Origin of the sequence: Streptomyces sp. NPDC059454 (genome assembly GCF_042749965.1) — a bacterium.
Classification (GTDB): Bacteria; Actinomycetota; Actinomycetes; order Streptomycetales; family Streptomycetaceae; genus Streptomyces.
In genome coordinates this window covers 1-19,690 of sequence record NZ_JBHYVC010000087.1, presented here as the reverse complement: position 1 = coordinate 19,690, position 19,690 = coordinate 1, and the positions used below count along the sequence as shown (strand labels likewise).

18 protein-coding genes are annotated in these 19,690 nt (G+C 71.4%); 6 read left to right on the top strand and 12 right to left on the bottom strand.

Annotated features, from left to right (window positions below):
- Together ACFXAE_RS34065 and ACFXAE_RS34060 are read left to right on the top strand one after the other, a co-directional pair.
- Positions 1–827, top strand: an 827-nt coding sequence (locus ACFXAE_RS34065) for an ERAP1-like C-terminal domain-containing protein (RefSeq protein WP_384722853.1), incomplete at its 5' end; no start/stop codon positions are given.
- A gap of 190 nt (positions 828–1,017) precedes the next feature.
- Positions 1,018–2,070 (top strand): hypothetical protein, encoded by a 1,053-nt coding sequence (locus ACFXAE_RS34060; RefSeq protein ID WP_384722850.1) that lies wholly within the window; start codon positions 1,018–1,020, stop codon positions 2,068–2,070.
- Between the two features lie 68 nt (positions 2,071–2,138).
- Here the strand turns inward: ACFXAE_RS34060 and ACFXAE_RS34055 are convergent, their stop codons facing one another.
- The 5 genes from ACFXAE_RS34055 to ACFXAE_RS34035 form a co-directional block, all read right to left on the bottom strand.
- The gene (locus ACFXAE_RS34055) at positions 2,139–3,905 is read right to left on the bottom strand and encodes a TIGR03767 family metallophosphoesterase (RefSeq protein ID WP_384722848.1); all 1,767 of its coding nucleotides are present in this window, start codon (positions 3,903–3,905) and stop codon (positions 2,139–2,141) included.
- A gap of 241 nt (positions 3,906–4,146) precedes the next feature.
- Complete coding sequence (locus ACFXAE_RS34050) at positions 4,147–4,605, bottom strand: NUDIX hydrolase (protein ID WP_384722845.1); 459 nt, start codon at positions 4,603–4,605, stop codon at positions 4,147–4,149.
- A 115-nt stretch (positions 4,606–4,720) separates the two neighbouring features.
- The gene (locus ACFXAE_RS34045; RefSeq protein WP_384722843.1) at positions 4,721–5,104 is read right to left on the bottom strand and encodes a hypothetical protein; all 384 of its coding nucleotides are present in this window, start codon (positions 5,102–5,104) and stop codon (positions 4,721–4,723) included.
- On the bottom strand, positions 5,104–5,625 hold the full coding sequence (locus ACFXAE_RS34040) for a hypothetical protein (RefSeq protein WP_384722840.1): 522 nt from the start codon (positions 5,623–5,625) through the stop codon (positions 5,104–5,106). The genes ACFXAE_RS34045 and ACFXAE_RS34040 overlap by 1 nt, the downstream gene beginning before the upstream one ends.
- A gap of 13 nt (positions 5,626–5,638) precedes the next feature.
- On the bottom strand, positions 5,639–6,409 hold the full coding sequence (locus ACFXAE_RS34035; RefSeq protein ID WP_384722837.1) for a hypothetical protein: 771 nt from the start codon (positions 6,407–6,409) through the stop codon (positions 5,639–5,641).
- A gap of 402 nt (positions 6,410–6,811) precedes the next feature.
- Between ACFXAE_RS34035 and ACFXAE_RS34030 the strand changes: the two genes are divergently transcribed.
- Complete coding sequence (locus ACFXAE_RS34030) at positions 6,812–10,108, top strand: S8 family serine peptidase (RefSeq protein WP_384722834.1); 3,297 nt, start codon at positions 6,812–6,814, stop codon at positions 10,106–10,108.
- 64 nt (positions 10,109–10,172) lie between these two features.
- Here the strand turns inward: ACFXAE_RS34030 and ACFXAE_RS34025 are convergent, their stop codons facing one another.
- The 4 genes from ACFXAE_RS34025 to ACFXAE_RS34010 form a co-directional block, all read right to left on the bottom strand.
- Positions 10,173–10,910, bottom strand: a complete 738-nt coding sequence (locus ACFXAE_RS34025; RefSeq protein ID WP_384722831.1) for a hypothetical protein — start codon at positions 10,908–10,910, stop codon at positions 10,173–10,175.
- Positions 10,907–11,434 carry an RNA polymerase sigma factor gene (locus ACFXAE_RS34020; RefSeq protein ID WP_384722828.1) on the bottom strand — a complete coding sequence of 176 codons (528 nt, stop codon included), beginning with the start codon at positions 11,432–11,434 and terminating at the stop codon, positions 10,907–10,909. Before ACFXAE_RS34020 ends, ACFXAE_RS34025 begins: the two co-directional genes overlap by 4 nt.
- Positions 11,435–11,591: 157 nt before the next feature.
- Positions 11,592–12,302: a hypothetical protein gene (locus tag ACFXAE_RS34015; RefSeq protein ID WP_384722825.1), complete on the bottom strand. Its 711-nt coding sequence runs from the start codon at positions 12,300–12,302 to the stop codon at positions 11,592–11,594.
- A 1-nt stretch (position 12,303) separates the two neighbouring features.
- Positions 12,304–12,843 (bottom strand): RNA polymerase sigma factor, encoded by a 540-nt coding sequence (locus ACFXAE_RS34010; RefSeq protein ID WP_384722822.1) that lies wholly within the window; start codon positions 12,841–12,843, stop codon positions 12,304–12,306.
- Between the two features lie 334 nt (positions 12,844–13,177).
- Between ACFXAE_RS34010 and ACFXAE_RS34005 the strand changes: the two genes are divergently transcribed.
- Positions 13,178–14,197 (top strand): aspartate-semialdehyde dehydrogenase, encoded by a 1,020-nt coding sequence (locus ACFXAE_RS34005; RefSeq protein ID WP_384722819.1) that lies wholly within the window; start codon positions 13,178–13,180, stop codon positions 14,195–14,197.
- Between the two features lie 404 nt (positions 14,198–14,601).
- Here the strand turns inward: ACFXAE_RS34005 and ACFXAE_RS34000 are convergent, their stop codons facing one another.
- Positions 14,602–15,078, bottom strand: coding sequence for a DUF1203 domain-containing protein (locus tag ACFXAE_RS34000; protein ID WP_384722816.1), 477 nt, complete (start codon positions 15,076–15,078; stop codon positions 14,602–14,604).
- Between the two features lie 185 nt (positions 15,079–15,263).
- On the opposite strand from ACFXAE_RS34000, the gene pepN reads away from it, so the two are divergent.
- Positions 15,264–17,843 (top strand): aminopeptidase N, encoded by a 2,580-nt coding sequence (gene pepN / locus ACFXAE_RS33995; protein ID WP_384722814.1) that lies wholly within the window; start codon positions 15,264–15,266, stop codon positions 17,841–17,843.
- Between the two features lie 30 nt (positions 17,844–17,873).
- On the opposite strand, the gene ACFXAE_RS33990 is transcribed toward pepN, so the two are convergent.
- Both ACFXAE_RS33990 and ACFXAE_RS33985 read right to left on the bottom strand, forming a co-directional pair.
- Complete coding sequence (locus ACFXAE_RS33990) at positions 17,874–18,074, bottom strand: DUF397 domain-containing protein (RefSeq protein ID WP_384722811.1); 201 nt, start codon at positions 18,072–18,074, stop codon at positions 17,874–17,876.
- An 8-nt stretch (positions 18,075–18,082) separates the two neighbouring features.
- Complete coding sequence (locus ACFXAE_RS33985) at positions 18,083–18,934, bottom strand: helix-turn-helix transcriptional regulator (RefSeq protein WP_384722808.1); 852 nt, start codon at positions 18,932–18,934, stop codon at positions 18,083–18,085.
- A gap of 223 nt (positions 18,935–19,157) precedes the next feature.
- Between ACFXAE_RS33985 and ACFXAE_RS33980 the strand changes: the two genes are divergently transcribed.
- Positions 19,158–19,568, top strand: a complete 411-nt coding sequence (locus ACFXAE_RS33980) for an ATP-binding protein (protein WP_384722805.1) — start codon at positions 19,158–19,160, stop codon at positions 19,566–19,568.
- Positions 19,569–19,690 lie beyond the last annotated feature (122 nt).

Here is a 19,690-nt window from a genome sequence, read left to right as displayed (position 1 = left end):
TACAACCACATCCCGCAATCCTTGTTTTTTTTGTTTTTGGTGGTATGTTTTATGTTTATATGACAAAAGTTCTGAGGCGGCTGGGGGGGGGGGCGCGGGCGGGGGTGCACTACACCGCGGCCGAGCGGCGGGCGGAGGCCGGGCGGGAGCTCTGCCAGGCCGCCTCCGTCCAGATGTACTCCGCCGAGGCGGGCAGCGAGCACCAGCTGGCGTGGGCACGGTTCTTCGCGCGCGTGGCCGATGTGCCGGCCGCCTTCGAGCTGCTGGCCTCGCTGCTCGACGGCACGGTGACCCTGCCGGGCCTGGAGGTCGACCAGGAGCTGCGCTGGGCGTTCCTGGAACCGCTGGCCGCGCACGGGGCGGTGGACGAGAAGCGGCTGGACGAGGAGCTGGCCCGGGACGACACCGCGTCCGGCAAGCGGCACCACGTGCGCTGTCTGGCCGCCCGCCCGTCGGCGGCGGTCAAGGCGCAGTGCTGGGCGCAGGTCGTGGAGTCGGACGCGCTGTCCAACGCGCTGGTGGAGGCCACCATCTCGGGCTTCGCGCAGGCGTCCCAGCGGGAGCTGCTCGCGCCGTACACGGAGCGGTACTTCGCGGCGATCGAGCGGGTGTGGACCGAGCGGTCGATCCAGATCGGCATGGACGTGGTGCGGGGCCTGTTCCCCTCCTTCCAGGACTCGCGGGCGACGCTGGACGCGACGGACGCGTGGCTCACGTCCCACGAGGACGCGGCCCCGGCCCTGCGCCGCCTGGTCCTGGAGTCCCGCGACGACCTGGCCCGCGCACTGCGCGGGCAGGCCTGCGACGAGGCTGCCGCCGGGCGTTGAGGGACGGCTCCGGCCCTTGACCGGGCGTTCCGTCATCGTTACACAATGCCCGTGACCCCTGGCCCGCGTCCGAACGGACCAGGGGTTTCCGGTATCCGAACACATGTCCTTCAGTACGGCCTTGTCCTCATTTGTCGACGAGCCTGTAACAGCGGTTCGAAGACGGGCCGGAGGCGGGAAATTGCCGGGCATGAACCACAACACCCCGCTCTCCCCCCGCCCCCTGCACCACCTCTCCGCCGGCACCGGGCGCCGGGTGCTGACCCACGCACAACTGCGCGCCCACGGCGTCCCGGTCGCGGAGGCCGGCCGGCGGTGCGGCCCCGACGGACCCTGGCAGCAGCTGCTCCCGGGCGTCGTCCTGCTCCACCCCGGCCCGCCGACCAGTGAGGAGCGGCTGCACGCGGTGCTGATGTACGCGGCACGGGAGCGGACCGCGGGCGTCCCCGTCCAGCCCGGTACGGAGGGCCCTCCCGCGTCCGCCTACGGGGAGGCGATGATCACCGGGCCGGCCGCGCTGACCCTGCACGGCTTCTCCTCCGCGCCCCCGCTGTCGTCCCTGGACGCCTTCGACGTCCTGGTCCCGCGGCTGCGCCGGCTGCGTTCGACGGGCTGCGCCCGTATCGTCCGCACCTCCGACCTGCCCGTCCCGGAGCAGGTCACGGGCCTGCCGGTGGCCCCGGTGCCGCGCGCGCTGGCCGACACCGTGGCGGGCCTCCGGGACGCGGGCGCGGTGCGCCGGCTGCTCACGGAGGCGGTGCGCGGCGGCTTCTGCGATCCGGCGGCGGTGGTGCGCGAGCTGACCGCCGCGAAGCTGCTGAACCGGCCGCACGTGGTGGACGCGGTGGACTCGCTGCTGGCCGAGGGGCGGACGCTGGCGGAGTCCCGGCTGTACCGGATGGTGCGCGACCACGGCCTGCCCGAGCCGTGCTGGAACGTCGACCTGCGGCTGCCGGGCGGACCCCACCTCGGCGGCCTGGACGCGTACTGGCCGAAGCACGCGGTGGCGGTGGAGCTGGACACCCGCGCACCGCGCCCGGGCCGGCGGACCGACGACGAGGCCGAGTGGTCGGAGTACGCCCGCAAGCGCGAACACCTGGAGCGCCTCGGCATCACGGTCGTCCACATCACCCCGCGGGGGCTGCGGGACGCGAGGGAGCAGCAGGCGGCGGTGGTCCGTACGGCGCTGACGGCCTCGGCCGACCGCGCCCCGTCGGCGTACGTCGTGGTGCTGCCCCGGTAGGGGGGCCGGGGCAGCACCGTCAGGAGGGGAGGGGCCGCCGGGCGGCCCCTCCTGGTGCGTGCGCCGGGTCAGCGTTTCTTCAGCACCAGCTCGGTGTTGCGGTCCTCCGGGTCGCCGGCCAGGTCCGTGCGGGAGCCGGGGGCGTTGAAGGAGAGTTCGCGGTAGAGGGCGGCCAGGCCGGTCTGGGAGAGGTCGGTGAAGTCCGTGCGGTGCGGGGCCGAGGACTCGACGAGGGTGGTGAAGAGCGAGAGCGTGCCGTCCTTGTTGTCCACCAGCTCGATGACGCGGGCCAGTTGGGGGAAGTCGACGTGGGAGGCGGTGGAGATCTCCCAGAAGGCTCCGCCGGACCCGGTGTGCGCGGTGATCGCGTTGCGGTGGATGTGCCCGTTGACCCAGGCGACCACGTTGCGGTGCCGGCCGAGGAGTGCGACGAGTTCCTCGCCGGTGTGGCGCCGCTCGTCGGGGCGCGCCGGGTCGCGGTGGGTGTTGTTCATCGACGTGCTCGTGTGGTGGCTGAACACGATCGCGTGGGAGTCCTGGTTCTCCTTCAGCGTCCGCTCCAGCCAGCGCAGCTGGGCCGTGCCGAGGGAACCGTTGTAGTGGCCGCCCGGGTCGGTGGTGTCGAGGCTGACGCCGAGGACGTCGTCGGCGATGCGGAAGGCGTAGTACTGGGTGCCCGCGTCGAGGTTCTCCGCGGAGTAGCCGTGGCCCACCGGGCCGACGCCGCGGTACGCCGGGTCCAGATGTGCCTCGACGTACTCGGCGGGGGTGAAGGGGGCGCGTTTCTCGTCGGGGGTGACGGAGCGCATGGCGCGGGCGTGGGCCCGTAGGAAGTCCCCGTACCGCACGCCCCTGGGGTCCTTGGCCTTCTTGATGGTCTGCTGGAGCCGGTACGCCTCGCCCGCCGGCAGGTCCATCAGCTTCCGTCCGCCGACCGCGAGTTCGGTGAGGCGGGGGTCGCCGTGGGAGGCGTAGCAGCCGAGCGGCATCGAGTCGTGGTTGCCGACGGTGGAGTACCAGGGCAGGTTGAGGCCGGGGCTGTTCACCTCGCGGACGGCCGCCGCGAGGAAGCCGTCCAGGTGCGGGAAGCCGCGCTGCTTGTCGGCGTCGCGGAGCGTGGTGTCGGGGTGCCAGTACTGCTTCAGGCCGCTGTTCTGCACGCCCTCGTAGTGGCGCGGGTCCCCGCTGTTGGGGGTGACGCGGCCCCCGCTCATCACCGTCAGGAACCATTCCAGCTCCGAGCGGCAGTTGTTGTCCGTGTTGTCGCCGGTGGTCATCGCGAAGTGCAGCGGTGAGCCGGTGACGGGGGCGCCGCGCAGCGCGTTGACCCGCTCGACGAGGGAGACCGCGCCCTGGACGGTCAGGGTCTCCTGGGGCCGCCAGGCGTGCACGTCCGCGGAGCGCACGTACTCCAGGCGCAGGGGATGCTGGGTGTCGATGATGTGGAGGTCGGTGAGCTGCACGAACGCGGCGAGCGCGGTCCGGCGGCCGGCCCGGCCCGACTGTGGTCCGGCCAGCTCGCCGCGCACCACCCGGCCCCAGCCCGGCCCTTCGGCGAGGCGCCGGTAGCCCGGGCCGCGGCGCGAGGCCGTCGCGGTGGTGACGGTGGTGGTGCCGCGGGTGTACGGGGCGAGCGGGGCGGCCGGCGCCTGGCGGGAGGAGGCGAGCACGGCCTCCTCCGCACCGGCGGCGGAGGCCGTGGCGGCCGCGGCCCGGCCGTCACCGGGCCACAGGGCGTAGCCGGCACCGGCGGAGAGGGCCACCGCTCCGGTGGCGGCGAGGAGGGAACGACGGTGGGGTCCAGTGGAGCCGGCGACTGAGCGTATGCGCGACATGGCGCTTGTCTCCCCGGGTGCGAACGCGTCGGCAGTGGTCGCGGGGCGCTCGCCGGGCGAACGTCCCGCTCGTACTGGATGCTTGGCACTGGGGATGACCTGCGCATGAACGAGACGGCAACGCGCAACGCCGATCGTCGTACGTCGATCTCGGACCGTTCCCGGACCGTCACAGGCGTCGACGACCGCTCCCGCACCGGCCGGGGAGCGGTCACTTCGCGTTCATCTCACGGGGCAGCGGTCAGCTTTCGGCTGTCTCCACCCGCCCGGCCGCCGGGCGTTCCCGCCACAGTCGCAGCCCGATGTCGACCATGCGGACGCGGACCAGGTCCGGGACGGCCTCCAGGGGCTGCCAGGCGGCGAGGTCGGTGGAGCCGCCGACTTCATGGCGGAGTTCACCGCCGGTGATCCGGCCCTCGTAGACCAGCCGTACGCCGTGGTGGTCTACGGAGCGTCCGAAGCGGGCGGGAAAGGTGCGGCGGGTGGAGTTCACGCCGAGCAGTCCGGTGACCTCGATGCGGTAGCCGGTCTCCTCCTCGACCTCCCGCCGCACGGTGTCGTGGGGATCCTCGCCGTGCTCCATGCCCCCGCCCGGCAGCACCCACTCGGGGACACCGCCGGGGCCCGGTGACCGGGCGAGCAGGAACTGTCCGTCGCGCACCACCACGGCGTAGGCCGCCACCCTCAGACTCCGTCGCATCCGGGGACGTTAACCCGGCGGCGACGGATCGGCGGGAGAGTACGCGGGGGCGGGCCAGGAGCGGGCCCCGCTGCGAGGGCCCGCCCCTGGCCCGTCCGGCGCCGTCCGGCGGCGATCAGCCGTCCGCCGCCTTGATGCCGCCGATGTTGATGTCTTCGCAGCTGTGCTCGATGAACTCGCCCACGGCGAAACTCGCCGCTCGCGCGTTCTCCTCGTCCTCGGGATCGAAGTGGTCGTACCAGTCGAGGAGCGCGGTGAACTCGTCCTGGACGCCGTCCGGCGCCTGCTCGCTCAGGTCCGCCAGGATGTGGTGCTTCTCGTGCAGGCCCATGTCGTGCGCGGTCTGCAGATCCAGGGGGGACGCGGTGCGGCAGAAGGCCGCTCGCTGCCGGGCGTTCGGGAAATCGTCCGCCGTGGCCCACTGGTGGCCCAGCACTCCCACGGCGACACCGCACACGAGCACCGCGACGCCCACCCGCAGGAGCGTACGCCGGGACATCACGTACCCGCCTTGATGGCGTTCAGGTCGTGGGTGTCGAACTTGTAGTGAGCCGCCGTCGTGCTGCGCATGCAGGAGTTGTTGTCGGTGTCGTTCGAAGCCTTCCGGTGGCCCAGGTCGGCGGTGTGCCCGAATTCATGGCAGCCCATCGTGAGCCATTCGCGGTCGCTGTGATACTGAGCGGTGTTGAACTGAATGGTGAAGACGTCACAGGAAGTCCACAGCGCGTTCCAGTCCTTGCACCGGGTCTGTGCCGCCCAGGTGACCCCCGTGGTCTTGTAGTCGTGGACCTCGAGGTCCCCACCCCCCCACGACGTGGTGATGACGCTGCGTTCGAGCTGCTGCTTACCCCATTCCATGGCCCCCTGGCCCTTCACCGTCAGGCTGTAGCCCTTGACCGCCTGATTCCTGTTGTCCGGGTCGAAGGAACTGTCGTCGTGGTCCGCGTGGGCCGGCGACGTGAGGGAGGCGAAGAGCATGGCGATCAGCGCTATCCGGAGCGGACGCGGAGTACGTGACATTCTCTTTCTCGTTTCAGGTGGAGGAGGGGTACGGAGTGGGTTCCGAGCCGTCGTTCGTGCCCAGGTCGGTGGGTTCCGCGCTCCCGGGGGCCGTCGGGAGCGGTGACCCCTCGTACCCGGCGGGCGGAGCCGCCGGCATGTCGGCGGGGGTCGGCATGTCCTCGGGCGGGTTCTTGGTGTCGTAGATCCTCTTGAGGTAATAACCCAGTTCGAACATCTGGTAGCCCTCGATGCTCTGCTTCAGCGCCGACCCCTCCTCCGCCGAGGACATGAGCCAGTCGTCGGCCGTGATTTCCGCCCGGCCTTCCGTGGAGATCACGTTCCAGCGTTTCGGGTCTTCGGTGCGGCGCAAGAAGAACAGGTACTCCTTGCCGACTTCGCTCCAGGAGTAGTTGTTCACCTGATACCCGTCACCGCTGGCGTCCCAGCCCCATTCCTCGACTTTGATGGGGTCGGGAAAGGTGTACATTCCGTTGCGCGAGAACGCCTCGTTCACCTTGAGCGTCACGTCACGGGCCTGGGTGGCGGCACTTTCCTCACCCGGTTCGGCGGTTTCGTCGGTGCCCACGATGCGCCCGGGGTCCACCTGGGTCACCGTCGCACGGACGACGGCGACCGAAGTCACGGCCATCTGTCCGACGTCGTCGAATTCCGTGCCCTCCACCGCGTGCGCGACCACTTCGGGCTCCGAGTCCAGGGTCCTGCCCCCGGCCTCCGCGCTCGGCATCACGGTCACGGCACCGGCGACGACCGCCACTGCGGCGGTGGCCGCGGCGGTCCACACACCCCACTTCGGAACGCGAAATTCCGACCTTCTCACGTAGCCCTCCCTCTTCCTGTAAAGACCACGTGATCATGGTCGGGAGTGATCGTAAAGGTTTGACCGGGGCATGGCAAGGAGTAATCGCGCGGGCGACTTTCGCGGTTCACGCGACCGGGACGCACCATTCGCACCAAGGAAGCCACCGGGCGGTACGACGTGCCGGATTGACCGGAGACACCCCTTTATCGGTCGATGACATAGGGGGTTTTCCCTACACCTCCATCTCGATCGGACCAACTCTCCCCGAAGGCCCATCTCTTGCGTAAAGCTGTGTGATCGTCCGGGAGTGAATTTCGGACACCGGTGACCTGTATCGATCACTCCTGGTCGCCGCCTCTCGTTCCTTACCTGCAAGGGATGCCGATGACCCCCTCCCCCCAGCGCGAACCCATACCGGGCGCGAGACGCGTGGCCCGCATCGCCGTGGCCGCCGGTCTCGTCGCCGCGCTCTCCGCGGCCGGGCCGATCCCCCTGGCCATGGCCGCCGACACGCCGCCCGCCGCCCCCGCCGACGCGGACGTCAAGTCCGCGCACGACAAGCTCGGCGCGGACGACGCGGACCTGCTCGCCGAGGCCAAGGCCGACGGCGCCAAGAACGTCACGCTGATGATCGCCACCGCTCCCGGGAAGACCGAGCAGGTCGCCGGGCAACTGGACGCGGTCAAGGGCGGTTCGGTCGGCCGGACCCACGACGAGCTCGGCTACGTCCGCGCCACCGTCCCCACCGGCACGGCGGACGCGGCGATCGCCGCCGCCACCAAGCTGTCCTCCGTGCACGGCGTCGACCTGCGCGAGGAGATCCCGCTGGACGACCCGACGCCCAGCGCGGACACCGCGAAGCAGGCCGGGGCCAAGGGCACCGCCACGTACCCGGCGCCGGGGAAGCGGACTCCCGCGAAGAACCCGTACAACCCGTCCTTCGAGACCGGTGCCGTCGAGTTCGTCGAGGACAACCCGAAGGCGGACGGCCGCGGGGTCACCATCGGCATCCTCGACTCGGGCGTCGACCTCGGCCACCCGGCGCTGCAGCGGACCACCACCGGCGAGCGCAAGATCGTCGACTGGGTGACGGCCACCGACCCGCTCGTCGACGGCGACAAGACCTGGCGTCCGATGGCCGATTCCGTCTCCGGGCCGTCCTTCTCCTACGGGGACAGGACCTGGCGGGCCCCGGCGGGCTCCTACCGGGTGAGCACCTTCCTGGAGTCGTACACCACCGGCGGCGACGCGGCCGGTGACGCCAACCGCGACGGCGACACCACCGACTCCTGGGGCCTGCTCTACGACGCGGCGGCCGGCACGGTCCGCGTCGACCTGAACAACAACTTCGACTTCACCGACGACACCCCCATGAAGCCGTACAAGGACGGTTTCCAGGTCGGGTACTTCGGCACCGACGACCCGGCCACCGACGTCGCCGAGCGTCAGCCGTTCGTCGTGGAGATCCGCAAGGACGTCGTGTACAACGCGGCCGGCGCCAAGGCCGACTTCGTCAACATCGGCGTCATCGAGGGCTCGCACGGCTCGCACGTCGCCGGCATCACCGCCGCCAACGGCCTGTTCGGCGGGCGGATGGACGGCGCCGCCCCCGGCGCGAAGATCGTCTCCTCGCGTGCCTGCACCTGGTCCGGCGGCTGCACCAACGTGGCGCTCACCGAGGGCATGATCGATCTCGTCACCAACCGCGGCGTCGACATCGTCAACATGTCCATCGGCGGCCTGCCGGCACTCAACGACGGCAACAACGCCCGCGCCGAGCTCTACACCCGCCTGATCGACACCTACGGCGTCCAGCTGGTGATCTCCGCGGGCAACTCAGGCCCCGGCGCCAACACCATCGGCGACCCGTCGCTCGCCGACAAGGTCATCTCGGTCGGCGCGTCCGTCTCCAAGGAGACCTGGGCCGCCAACTACGGCTCCGTGGTGGAGAAGAAGTACGCCATGATGCCGTTCTCCTCACGCGGTCCGCGTGAGGACGGCGGCTTCACGCCGACCCTGGTCGCGCCCGGCGCGGCGATCAACACCATCCAGACCTGGCTGCCGGGCGCCCCGGTCGCCGAGGCGGGCTACACCCTCCCGGCCGGCTACGGCATGCTCCAGGGCACCTCGATGGCCTCCCCGCAGGCCGCCGGCGCCTCCGCGCTGCTGCTGTCCGCCGCGAAGCAGAAGCGCATCGACCTCACGCCCGCGGAGCTGCGCACCGCCCTCACCTCCACCGCCGAGCACATCAAGGGTGTGCAGGCCTACGAGGAGGGCGCCGGCCTCATCGACATCGAGGACGCCTGGGACGCCATCCGCGACGGCGCCACCGCGCACGACTACACGGTGAAGGCACCGGTCGACACCGCGATCGACCAGTTCCTGAAGACCCCGGGCTTCGGCACCGGCCTCTACGACCGCGAGGGCGGCCTGAAGGCCGGCCAGAAGAAGACGTACGACGTCACCGTCACCCGTACGTCCGGCCCCGACCGCGCGATCCGCCACGAGCTCGACATCGAGAACAACGCGGGCCGCACCTTCCGCATCCTCGGCGACGACGACATCGCGCTGCCGCTGAACGAGCCGGTCACCGTCAAGGTCCAGGCCGCGCCGGGCTCGGCCGGCATCAAGAGCGCGATCCTGGAGGTCGACGACCCGCGCACCGAGGGCGTCGACCGGCAGATCCTCAGCACCGTGGTCGTCTCCGCGCCGCTGGAGCACACCTTCGCCGCGTCCGGCACGGCCCAGCGCAACAGCCACACCTCCTACTTCGTCACCGTGCCCGAGGGCGCGAAGACGCTGGAGATCGCGATGAGCGGGCTGAAGGACAAGAGCCAGACCCGGTTCATCGCCATCCACCCGTACGGCGTCCCGGCCGACCCGACGTCGACGGTCAACTGCTACCCGAACTACACCAACCCGGCCAACACCTGCCGCCCCGACGTGCGTGCGTACGAGAACCCGCAGCCGGGCGTCTGGGAGATCGAGGTCGAGTCGCGCCGCACCTCGCCGCTGCTCGACAACCCGTACAAGCTGGACGTCGCCGTCCTCGGCGCGGTCTTCGACCCGGAGACCGTGACCGTGCCCGAGGCGAAGGTGGGCACGCCGACCACCGCCTCCTGGAAGGTGACGAACGGGTTCGCCGCCCTGGAGGGCAAGCTCGTCGGCGGCCCGCTCGGCTCGTCCAAGACGGACCGGCCGGCCATCAGGACCGGTGAGAAGCACACCACCACGGTGGAGGTGCCCGAGGGCGCCTCGTCGCTCGACGTCGCCATCGGCAACGTCTCCGACACCTCCGCCGACCTGGACCTGGCGGTCAAGGACGAGAAGGGCGAGGTCGTCGGCCAGTCCGCCGACGGCGACTCGGAGGAGTCGGTCTCCGTCGTCGCGCCGGCGGCCGGCACGTACACCGTGGAGGTCGTGGGCTACGCGGTCCCGGCCGGTTCCACGGACTACGACTACCGCGACGTCTTCTTCGCGGCCACGCTCGGCTCCGTCTCCGTCGCCGACTCCGCGCCGGTGAAGCTCGGCACAGGCGACTCGGCCACCGTCTCCGGTGACGTCACCGTCGCCGCGGCGGCCCCCGAGGGACGCGCGTTCTTCGGGCGCGTCCAGCTGGTGAACGCGCGCGGCACGGTCGCGGGCGTCGGCAGCGTGGCGATCGAGAAGGTCGTCCCGTAAGCACCGGCGGTACCGAGGGGGCGGGCGCCCGTACCGGCGCCCGCCCCCTCGTCGTGCGCAGGGGTCAGCCGGCACCGTCGCACGTGAGGCCCCGGGCTCCGGGCAGCGCCCGCTCCACACGGAGCCGCCCCTCCTGCAGGGCGTCACGGACGGCGGGCCCCAACCCGTGCTCCGGAGTGGGCGGGTCACCCTCGCGGTAGCTCTCCGGCCCTTCCCCGGCCGCCTCCGGCACCAGCACCAGCATGCGCACCCCGGTCCTGTAGTACGCCGGTACGTTCGCCCCTTCGTCGGTGAAAGCCAGGTGCCGCCCGCCGTCCGCCGGCTTGTAGTGACGGTCCACGTCCAGCACGATCCGGTAGCGGTCGTCCCCGCCCGCGGGTTCCACCCGCTCCACCGTGCCCTCGACGACGGCACCGGAACAGGCGATGAGCCCCTCGTAGGTGAGTGAGGCCTCTGCTCCGCCGTCCGCCGCGCCGTTGTGGGCCACGAGGTAAGCCGTCCCCGTGCCCAACAGCGCGACGGCGACCGACGCGGCGAGGAGGAACAGGCGCCGGCGCACCGGCCCGGCCGCCGGCGCCCGCTCCCGCGGTGCGGGCCCGGCCGCGTCGCGGGCCGGCCCGTCCCCCTGCACGGACCCTCCCGCATCGCGGGCCAGCCCGTCCCCGATCCACCGCAGCTGTGCGCGCACGGCGTCCATGTCGCGTGCCGCGGCCGCGTGCCGCTCCCCGGCGTCCTCGTCCCGCCCGAACGGGGGCTCACCCAGCAGGACCGCCATCAGCTCGTCGTCCCTGTCCGCGCTCATACCGCCTCTTCCACGTGCAGCCGGTCCCGCAGGAGCTTCGCCGCCGCGTACAGCCTGCTCTTGACCGTTCCCAGGGGGATGCCGAGGTGCTCGGCGATCTGCGGGACCGTGAGGTCCGCGTAATAGCGCAGGACCAGAACCTGCCGCTGCGCGGCGGGCAGCGCGTCGAGTCCCTCGGCGACGGCGAGGGCCTGCAGGCTGTTCTCCGTGCCGTCCTGGACCCGGTCGTCCGGCGTGCTCAGCCGGGTGAGCCGCTCACTGACGCGCTCCTGCCGGTGTCTGGTGCGGTGCCAGTCCACGGCCAGGTTCGAGGCGACCACCACGGCCCAGGCCCCGACGTCCCGCGGCGGTTCCTCGCCCCGCGCCCGGCGTTCGACCAGGCGCAGCCGTACCTGCTGGAGCCCGTCCTGGAGGTCGTCCCGGGAAACTCCGCCGAGAGCCAGGACGGCACGGACCCGGTCGGCCTGTGCCGCGTCCAGCGGGTCGGCGCCCGCGTCCGCGTCGCGAGGTCTCCTGATCGGCACCCGCGTTCCCCCTCGGTCGTGTTTCTCCTGTGACGTGTTTCTCCTATGACGCGGGAGGGCCGCGGATCGTTCGATCGGGTTCGTGTCTTCGATCGGGTTCGTGTCTTCGATCGGGTTCGTGTCTTCGATCGAGTTCGTGTCTTCGATCGAGTTCGTGTCACGGACACTCGAGCTCCCGTGAAGCGTCCAGTGAGGCGATGATCAGCGCCCGTTCGCGGGCGACGTCCCGCTCGCCGACGACCCAGTGGTCCGGCGTGGCCGAGCCCCGCTCCACGCCGAGCAGCACACGGGCCCCCGCGGCGACGCCGGACACGGTGCCCTCATCGGCGCTGAGGACCAGTTCGCGTCCGCCCGGCCCCTCCGGCTTGTAGGAGCGGGTCACGCCCACCGTGACCCGCAGCACGCCGGTCCGCTCGACGCGTTCGATGGCGGTGACCGTGCCCTCGACGACGAGGGAGGCGCAGGCGAGGTAGCGCGGGCTGCCGAACAGGACGCCGGACTCCTGCTTGGCGGCGGCCGAGTCGGCACTGCTCCCCGAGGCCGAGCCGGCGCCCTCGCCCTGCGCGATCAGCCACCCCATGCCTCCCGTCACGGCCGCGACGGCCGCCGCGACGAGGGTGGCGAGGACCCACCGGGGCCGACGGCGCCGGCCGTACGGCTCCCTGACCGGTGCCGGCGCGGTGCGGGGCGGCGGCTCCCCGGCCAGCGCGTCACCGATCAGCCCCAGCTGCTCGCGCAGCAGCACCACGTCCGCCTCGGCCCTGTGGTACTCGGCCCGGAAGGCGGCGTCCGCGCGCGCCTCGTCCGGCAGCGGCTCGCCGGTGATCGCGGACATCAGCGCGTCGGCACCGCTGTCTTCGGGGGCCATGTCACACCACCTCGTCCTCGTGCAGGCGGGCGCGCAGGGCGCGTACCGCCGTGTGCAGCCTGCTCTTGACCGTGCCCTCCGGGACACCGAGCTGCTCGGCGATGGACCGTACCGGCAGGTCGGCGTAGAAGCGCAGCACGACCACCTGGCGCTGCGCGTCGGGCAGCTCGTCCAGGCCGCGGGCGACGGCGAGGGAGAGCAGGCTGGTCTCCTCGCCGGACGGGGCCTGTGCCGGACGGAGCGACGCGAGGCGCTCGCCCAGCCGCTCCTGGCGGCGTTTGGCCCGGTGCCAGTCCATGGCGAGATGGGAGGCGACGACCGCCGCCCACGCCGAGACGTCCCGGGGCGCCTCCTGCCCGCTCGCGGCGCGTTCCAGCAGCCGCAGGCGGACCTGCTGCACCCCGTCCGGCAGGTCCGCCTGCGGTACCCCGCCCAGTGCGAGCACCGCCCGCACCCGGCGTTCCTGTGCCGCGTCCAGCGGGTCGTCGCCCGTGGCGGCGTACGACGACCCCCGGCCGCGCAGGGTCCTTCCGCGCAGCACCGGTCACCCCCCTCACGCTGTTTCTCCTACGACGCCACTTCCGCCCGGAACGTTCGGCCGGGTTCTCCGGATCCGGTCGAGGCGTACATCACACCACCGTGTGGACGGGGGCGGACCGGGCAGGGGACCTTGCGGTCCGCGACCCCCGAAAGCTGAATTTCTGCAGTTCAGAGGGGTGACGGCCGAAGGTCCGCAACCGGCGGCCGCCGCCGGGGTGTCCCACTTGGCGGGCAGAACCCGCAAAGAATTGGACAGGCGGGCCGTGGTCGGCCGCATCATGGAAGAGCCTTGGCCAGGCATTCAGGAACAAACCAGGACGCAGTAGGGAGTCGCCGTGAGGGTCGGAATCGTCGGAGCCACCGGTCAGGTGGGTACGGTCATGCGCAGGATCCTCAAGGAGCGGAACTTCCCGGTCACGGAGCTGCGCCTGTTCGCCTCGGCCCGTTCGGCGGGCACGGAGCTGGACGGCGTGACGGTGGAGGACGCGTCGGCCGCCGACTACAGCGGCCTGGACATCGTGCTGTTCTCCGCGGGCGGCTCGACCTCGAAGGCGCTGGCCGAGAAGGTCGCCTCGCAGGGCGCGGTCGTGATCGACAATTCCTCCGCCTGGCGCAAGGACCCCGAGGTCCCCCTCGTCGTCTCCGAGGTGAACCCGCACGCGATCGCGGACCGTCCCAAGGGCATCATCGCCAACCCGAACTGCACCACGATGGCCGCGATGCCGGTGCTGCGCCCGCTGCACGCGGAGGCGGGACTCGAAGCGCTGGTCGTCGCCACGTACCAGGCCGTGTCCGGTTCCGGTCTCGCGGGCGTCGCGGAGCTGCACGGCCAGGCGCAGAAGGTGATCGACGAGGCCGACAAGCTGACCCACGACGGCGCGGCGGTCGACTTCCCCGAGCCCGGCGTCTACAAGCGCCCCATCGCCTTCAACGTGCTGCCGCTGGCCGGCAACCTCGTCGACGACGGCCTGAACGAGACCGACGAGGAGCAGAAGCTGCGCAACGAGTCGCGCAAGATCCTGGGGATCCCCGGGCTCAAGGTCTCCGGCACCTGCGTGCGCGTCCCGGTCTTCTCCGGGCACTCCCTGCAGATCAACGCCCGTTTCGCCCGCCCGATCAGCGCCGAGCGCGCGACCGAGCTGCTGGCGGACGCCCCCGGTGTCGTCCTCACCGACATCCCCACCCCGCTCCAGGCCGCCGGCCAGGACCCGTCGTACGTCGGCCGGATCCGCCCCGACGAGACCGTGGACAACGGCCTCGCGCTGTTCGTCTCCAGCGACAACCTCCGCAAGGGCGCGGCGCTGAACGCCGTACAGATCGCGGAGCTGGTGGCGGCGGAGCTGTCCGCCGCGTAGGACACCGCTTCCCAGGGGCGGTCACCCGGTACGGGGTGACCGCCCCGTCCTCGTTCTGCCGCAGGAACGGCGGCTGGAAGTTCCGCGCGGCGGGGCAGGGACACGTCTCGGGCCTCGCCGGGCTCGCGACGGACTTCGGCATCCCGGCCGCCGAGGACCCGCAGCCGGTCCCCGCGGCCCCGGCCCCCCTTCTCCGCCGCTTCCCGGCCCCTCCTCCGCCGCCTCCCGGCGCCCCTCCGGCCTCTTACGTCCCTTTGGCGGCGCCCCCTGACACGGCTCCGGTCGCTCCGTCCTCCTCCGCGCCGCCCGCCGGCCGCCCGGCGTCGGAGCCGGCGCTCTCCTTCCCGCCGCCGACGGCCCCAGGCGGATCGGGGTGGGCGGCTGAGACGGCCCCCGGGGGGAACTCAGTCCCGGCGCACCTCGTACAGGAAGCAGCCGTACTCGACGGCCCGTACGTGCACCAGTGCCACCTCGGGGTCGGTGAAGGCCTCGGTGAGGGCGGGTGCGAAGTCCTCCGGTGCCTCGACCAGGCGGCCGCCCAGGATGCGGCCGTCGGCGGAGTAGCGGCGGAGCGTGCGGTGGGCGTGGGTGAAGGGGAGGTCCGCGCCTTCCGGGCCGGCGCACTCCCCCGCGTGGATGAAGACGGGGCCCTGTTCGTCGTAGGCGCCGGGGTCCGCGTCCGTCTCCACCGCCCAGCGGCGCAGCGGCGCGTAGGAGACGAGGGCGACGTGCTCTCCGGGGCGGCTACGGCGCAGGCAGCAGCGGAGCGGGGCGCCGCCCTCGTCGTCGGTGAAGGGGACCGCCGGGCGGCCGGCGTCGTCGGTGGCCAGCAGTTCCCTCAGGACCGGCGGGGGTACGGGGCGTGCGGTGTGGATCGTCATGCCCCCAGGCTCGCGCCCGGCGCCCCGCCCCACTGGCGGTTTCCGGACGTCGAACCGCACCCCTCGCCTGCCGGCAGGCCGGTCGGCCGACACAGGGGTATCCCCATGATCCGGCTCTGTCACCGCCTCATCCCCAGGTCGCGTGGAAGGATGGCGCAACCCACACATATCGAGGAGATGACCGCGTGCCTGGCACAAACCTGACTCGCGAAGAGGCGCGGCAGCGGGCGAAGCTGCTGACCGTTGACTCGTACGAGATCGATCTCGACCTCTCCGGTGCGCAGGAGGGCGGAACCTACCGGTCCGTGACCACGGTGCGCTTCGACGTCGCCGAGGACGGCGACGGCGCGGAGTCCTTCATCGACCTGGTGGCTCCCACCGTGCACGAGGTGACCCTCAACGGGGACTCCCTCGACCCCGCCGAGGTCTTCGCGGACTCCCGTATCACCCTGCCCGGCCTGCTGAGGGGCCGCAACGTCCTCCGGGTGGAGGCCGACTGCGCGTACACCAACACCGGTGAGGGCCTGCACCGGTTCGTCGACCCGGTCGACGACCAGGCGTATCTCTACACCCAGTTCGAGGTGCCCGACGCCCGCCGTGTCTTCGCGAGCTTCGAACAGCCCGACCTCAAGGCGACCTTCCAGTTCACCGTGAAGGCGCCGGAGGGCTGGACGGTCGTCTCCAACTCGCCCACGCCCGAACCGCGGGAGAACGTCTGGACGTTCGAGCCGACCCCGCGCATCTCGTCGTACATCACGGCGCTGATCGTCGGCCCGTACCACAGCGTGCACAGTGTCTACGAGAAGGACGGCCAGTCCGTCCCGCTCGGTATCTACTGCCGCCCGTCGCTGGCCGAGTACCTCGACTCCGACGCGATCTTCGAGGTCACCCGGCAGGGCTTCGACTGGTTCCAGGAGAAGTTCGACTACGCGTACCCGTTCGAGAAGTACGATCAGCTGTTCGTGCCGGAGTTCAACGCGGGCGCGATGGAGAACGCGGGCGCGGTGACCATCCGCGACCAGTACGTCTTCCGGTCGAAGGTGACGGACGCGGCGTACGAGGTGCGCGCGGAGACCATCCTGCACGAGCTGGCCCACATGTGGTTCGGCGATCTGGTCACCATGGAGTGGTGGAACGACCTGTGGCTGAACGAGTCGTTCGCCACCTACACGTCCATCGCCTGCCAGGCCGCCGCGCCCGGCTCGCGCTGGCCGCACTCGTGGACGACCTTCGCGAACTCCATGAAGACCTGGGCCTACCGCCAGGACCAGCTGCCGTCCACGCACCCGATCATGGCGGACATCCGCGATCTGGACGACGTGCTCGTCAACTTCGACGGCATCACGTACGCCAAGGGCGCGTCCGTGCTGAAGCAGCTCGTCGCGTACGTCGGTGAGGACGAGTTCTTCCGGGGTGTGCAGGCGTACTTCAAGCGCCACGCGTACGGCAACACGCGCCTGTCCGACCTGCTGGGCGCGCTGGAGGAGACCTCCGGCCGCGATCTGAAGACGTGGTCGAGGCAGTGGCTGGAGACGGCCGGAATCAACGTGCTGCGCCCGGAGATCGAGACGGACGCCGAGGGTGTCGTCACCTCCTTCGCCATCCGCCAGGAGGCCCCGGCGCTCCCGGCGGGCGCGAAGGGCGAGCCGACGCTGCGCCCGCACCGCATCGCGGTGGGCGCCTACGACCTCGACGAGGCGACCGGCAAGCTGGTGCGCGGGGAGCGCGTCGAGCTGGACGTCGACGGCGAGCTGACGGCCGTACCGCGGCTGGTCGGCAAGCGCCGCCCGGCGGTCGTCCTGCTGAACGACGACGACCTGTCGTACGCGAAGGTCCGCCTGGACGAGGAGTCGCTCGCCTTCGTGACGGAGCACCTGGGCGACTTCGCGGAGTCCCTCCCGCGTGCCCTGTGCTGGGCCTCCGCCTGGGACATGACCCGGGACGCGGAACTCGCCGCCCGCGACTACCTGTCCCTGGTCCTGTCGGGCATCGGCAAGGAGTCCGACATCGGTGTCGTGCAGTCGCTGCACCGCCAGGTGAAGCTGGCGATCGACCTGTACGCCGACCCCGGCGCCCGCGAGACCCTGCTGGCCCGCTGGACCGACGCCACGCTGGCCCACCTGCGGTCCGCCGAGCCGGCGAGCGACCACCAGCTGGCGTGGGCACGGGCGTTCGCGGCGACGGCCCGTACGCCGGACCAGCTGGACCTGCTGGAGGGGCTGCTGGCCGGTACGCAGACCGTCGAGGGGCTGGCCGTGGACACGGAGCTGCGCTGGTCGTTCGTGCAGCGGCTGGCGGCGGTGGGCCGGTTCGACGAGGCGGAGATCGCGGACGAGTACGAGCGGGACAGGACGGCGGCCGGTGAGCGCCACGCCGCGACCGCCCGCGCGGCCCGCCCGACCCCGGAGGCCAAGGCGGAGGCGTGGGAGTCGGTCGTCGAGTCCGACAAGCTGCCGAACGCCGTCCAGGAGGCGGTCATCGCCGGCTTCGTCCAGACCGACCAGCGCGAGCTGCTGGCGCCGTACACGGACCGGTACTTCGAGGTGCTGGCGGACGTCTGGGCGTCCCGCTCGCACGAGATGGCCCAGCAGATCGTGGTCGGCCTCTACCCGACGGTCCAGGTCTCCGGCGAGACCCTCGACAAGACGGACGCCTGGCTGACGTCCGCCGAGCCGGGCGCGGCCCTGCGCCGCCTGGTCTCCGAGTCCCGGGCGGGCGTGGAACGCGCGCTGCGGGCACAGGCGGCGGACGCGGCGGCGTCGTAGGCGGTACGTGTACCAGGGGCGCCCGGTGTTTTACGCCGGGCGCCCCTGGTGTTGCTTGAGGGCGTCGACGAAGGTGGTGAAGGCGGGGGCGGGGAGGGAGAGGGTGCCTCGGGAGGGGGCCTTCGAGTCGCGGATGGCTATGCGTGAGTGACGCTTGGCCACCTCCACACAGGCGTTGCCGTCACCGCTGCCTGAGTACGAGGACTTCCGCCAGTTGTCGGGAGTAGTCACCGGGCGCCTCACAGCTCCTTGGTCAGTCCGTGGATGAGGTCACGCGAACGCTCAGGATCGAGTGATACCGCCTCCACTCTACGAAAGAGCGTTCGGAACACTCCGAGTCGTGCTTCCGAATCCACGAAGACAGCGCCATCCGGACCGTCACGCACCACGGTGTCCAGCCTCGGGACGACTCCACCCGCGTACACCATGGCGGCGGTGATGTCCGCGAACTCCTCCAGCTCGAAGGGGATGACTCGGACGGTCACGTGTTCGGCCTCCGACAGCTCCAGGATGCGGGCGAGCTGGACCCGCGATGCCGCCCGGCCGCCCACTCTGATCCGCAATGCAGCCTCATGGACCAGGGCCTCGTACGGAACGGGCCGCCCGCCCCCGATGACAACACGCCGCTGCATCCGATGGCGCACCCGCCACTCGAGCTCGTCGTCGGGGAGTTCGGGGACCCTCCGCGAGAAGAGCGCCCGGGCGTAGTCCTCGGTCTGCAGAAGCCCTGGGACATGCAGGAAGTCGACGTCCCACCGGAAGGCGGCATGGTGCTCCAGCTCTGACAGGTCCAGGAACGCCGTGGGCAGAAGGCCACGGTATTCCTCCCACCAGCCGCGCACCCGGTCGGCCGCCATCGCGGCCAGCGCGTCGACCAGTTCGCCGTCTGTACAAGCGTAATGGGCGGCCAGTCGACGCAGTCGCTGCTCGCTGACACCTGTGGTGCCCGCCTCGATCTGACTGATCTGCACCGAGTTCACACCGAGCAGTGCCGCCGCCTCGCGGGCACTGAGGCCTGCCGCCTCTCGAAGCCGACGGAGTTCAACGGCCAGACGTAGCTGTCGTGCTGTCGGTTCGCGTCTGGTCCCCATCGACCGCCCCTCACTCAGCGCACCTGTCGGCGCCACTCGTTCGGGCGTCAGAGTACGCGACCCACTTGCCGCAGGTTAAATCTAAGGTCTACCTTCAATGACGCAACGCACACGGTGCGCATCTCCGGGTAACGGAAGCGCACCGCTCCGCCCTGCCGTGCCGGAGCGGGCGAGACGGCAATGACACCGTCACCCAACCTCTCACCACCTCTCAGGAGTCCGCATGCCCGAAACCGAACCGTGGGAGTACTCCCTGCACATCCCGAACGACCCCAGAGCCGTGACCGTCTGCCGCCGCACCCTCCGTCTGATCCTCACGATGCACGGCCTGATCGGCCTGGTCGACGTCGCGGAGTTGCTGGCAACGGAGCTGATCTCCAACGCCGTACGCCACACGAAGGGTCCGGCGGCACTGCGGGTGCACTGGTCGGCGACGGGCGTGCTGCGGATCGGGGCGTGGGACGCGGACCCGTCACCGCCGGAGCCGCCCCGGCCCTTCGCCCCGGCCCTGGAACGGGAGGACGGCCGGGGTTTGGCACTGGTGCGGGCCTGCGCCGACGTGTGGGGGTGGCAGCCGCTGGCCAGGGACGGCAGCCGGGGCAAGTTCGTGTGGTGCGAACTGGGTGCCGCCTAGGACGTTGGAGACGTGACCGTTGGGCCACTCGCTTCTTTGTCAGTGTCGTGCTTCCGCGGTCCGCGTCAAGGGCGCTGCGTTCCGCTGCGCTGCACTCCGCGTCGCCTTCGGCGATGGGCCTG

Excerpts from the sequence above, each read along its gene's own strand:
- ACFXAE_RS34060 (WP_384722850.1), top strand. The coding sequence starts at position 1,018 with ATGAACCACAACACCCCGCTCTCCCCCCGCCCCCTGCACCACCTCTCC.
- ACFXAE_RS34055 (WP_384722848.1), bottom strand. The coding sequence starts at position 3,905 with ATGTCGCGCATACGCTCAGTCGCCGGCTCCACTGGACCCCACCGTCGT.
- ACFXAE_RS34050 (WP_384722845.1), bottom strand. The coding sequence starts at position 4,605 with ATGCGACGGAGTCTGAGGGTGGCGGCCTACGCCGTGGTGGTGCGCGAC.
- ACFXAE_RS34045 (WP_384722843.1), bottom strand. The coding sequence starts at position 5,104 with ATGTCCCGGCGTACGCTCCTGCGGGTGGGCGTCGCGGTGCTCGTGTGC.
- ACFXAE_RS34040 (WP_384722840.1), bottom strand. The coding sequence starts at position 5,625 with ATGTCACGTACTCCGCGTCCGCTCCGGATAGCGCTGATCGCCATGCTC.
- ACFXAE_RS34030 (WP_384722834.1), top strand. The coding sequence starts at position 6,812 with ATGACCCCCTCCCCCCAGCGCGAACCCATACCGGGCGCGAGACGCGTG.
- ACFXAE_RS34025 (WP_384722831.1), bottom strand. The coding sequence starts at position 10,910 with ATGAGCGCGGACAGGGACGACGAGCTGATGGCGGTCCTGCTGGGTGAG.
- ACFXAE_RS34015 (WP_384722825.1), bottom strand. The coding sequence starts at position 12,302 with ATGGCCCCCGAAGACAGCGGTGCCGACGCGCTGATGTCCGCGATCACC.
- ACFXAE_RS34000 (WP_384722816.1), bottom strand. The coding sequence starts at position 15,078 with ATGACGATCCACACCGCACGCCCCGTACCCCCGCCGGTCCTGAGGGAA.
- ACFXAE_RS33985 (WP_384722808.1), bottom strand. The coding sequence starts at position 18,934 with ATGGGGACCAGACGCGAACCGACAGCACGACAGCTACGTCTGGCCGTT.
- ACFXAE_RS33980 (WP_384722805.1), top strand. The coding sequence starts at position 19,158 with ATGCCCGAAACCGAACCGTGGGAGTACTCCCTGCACATCCCGAACGAC.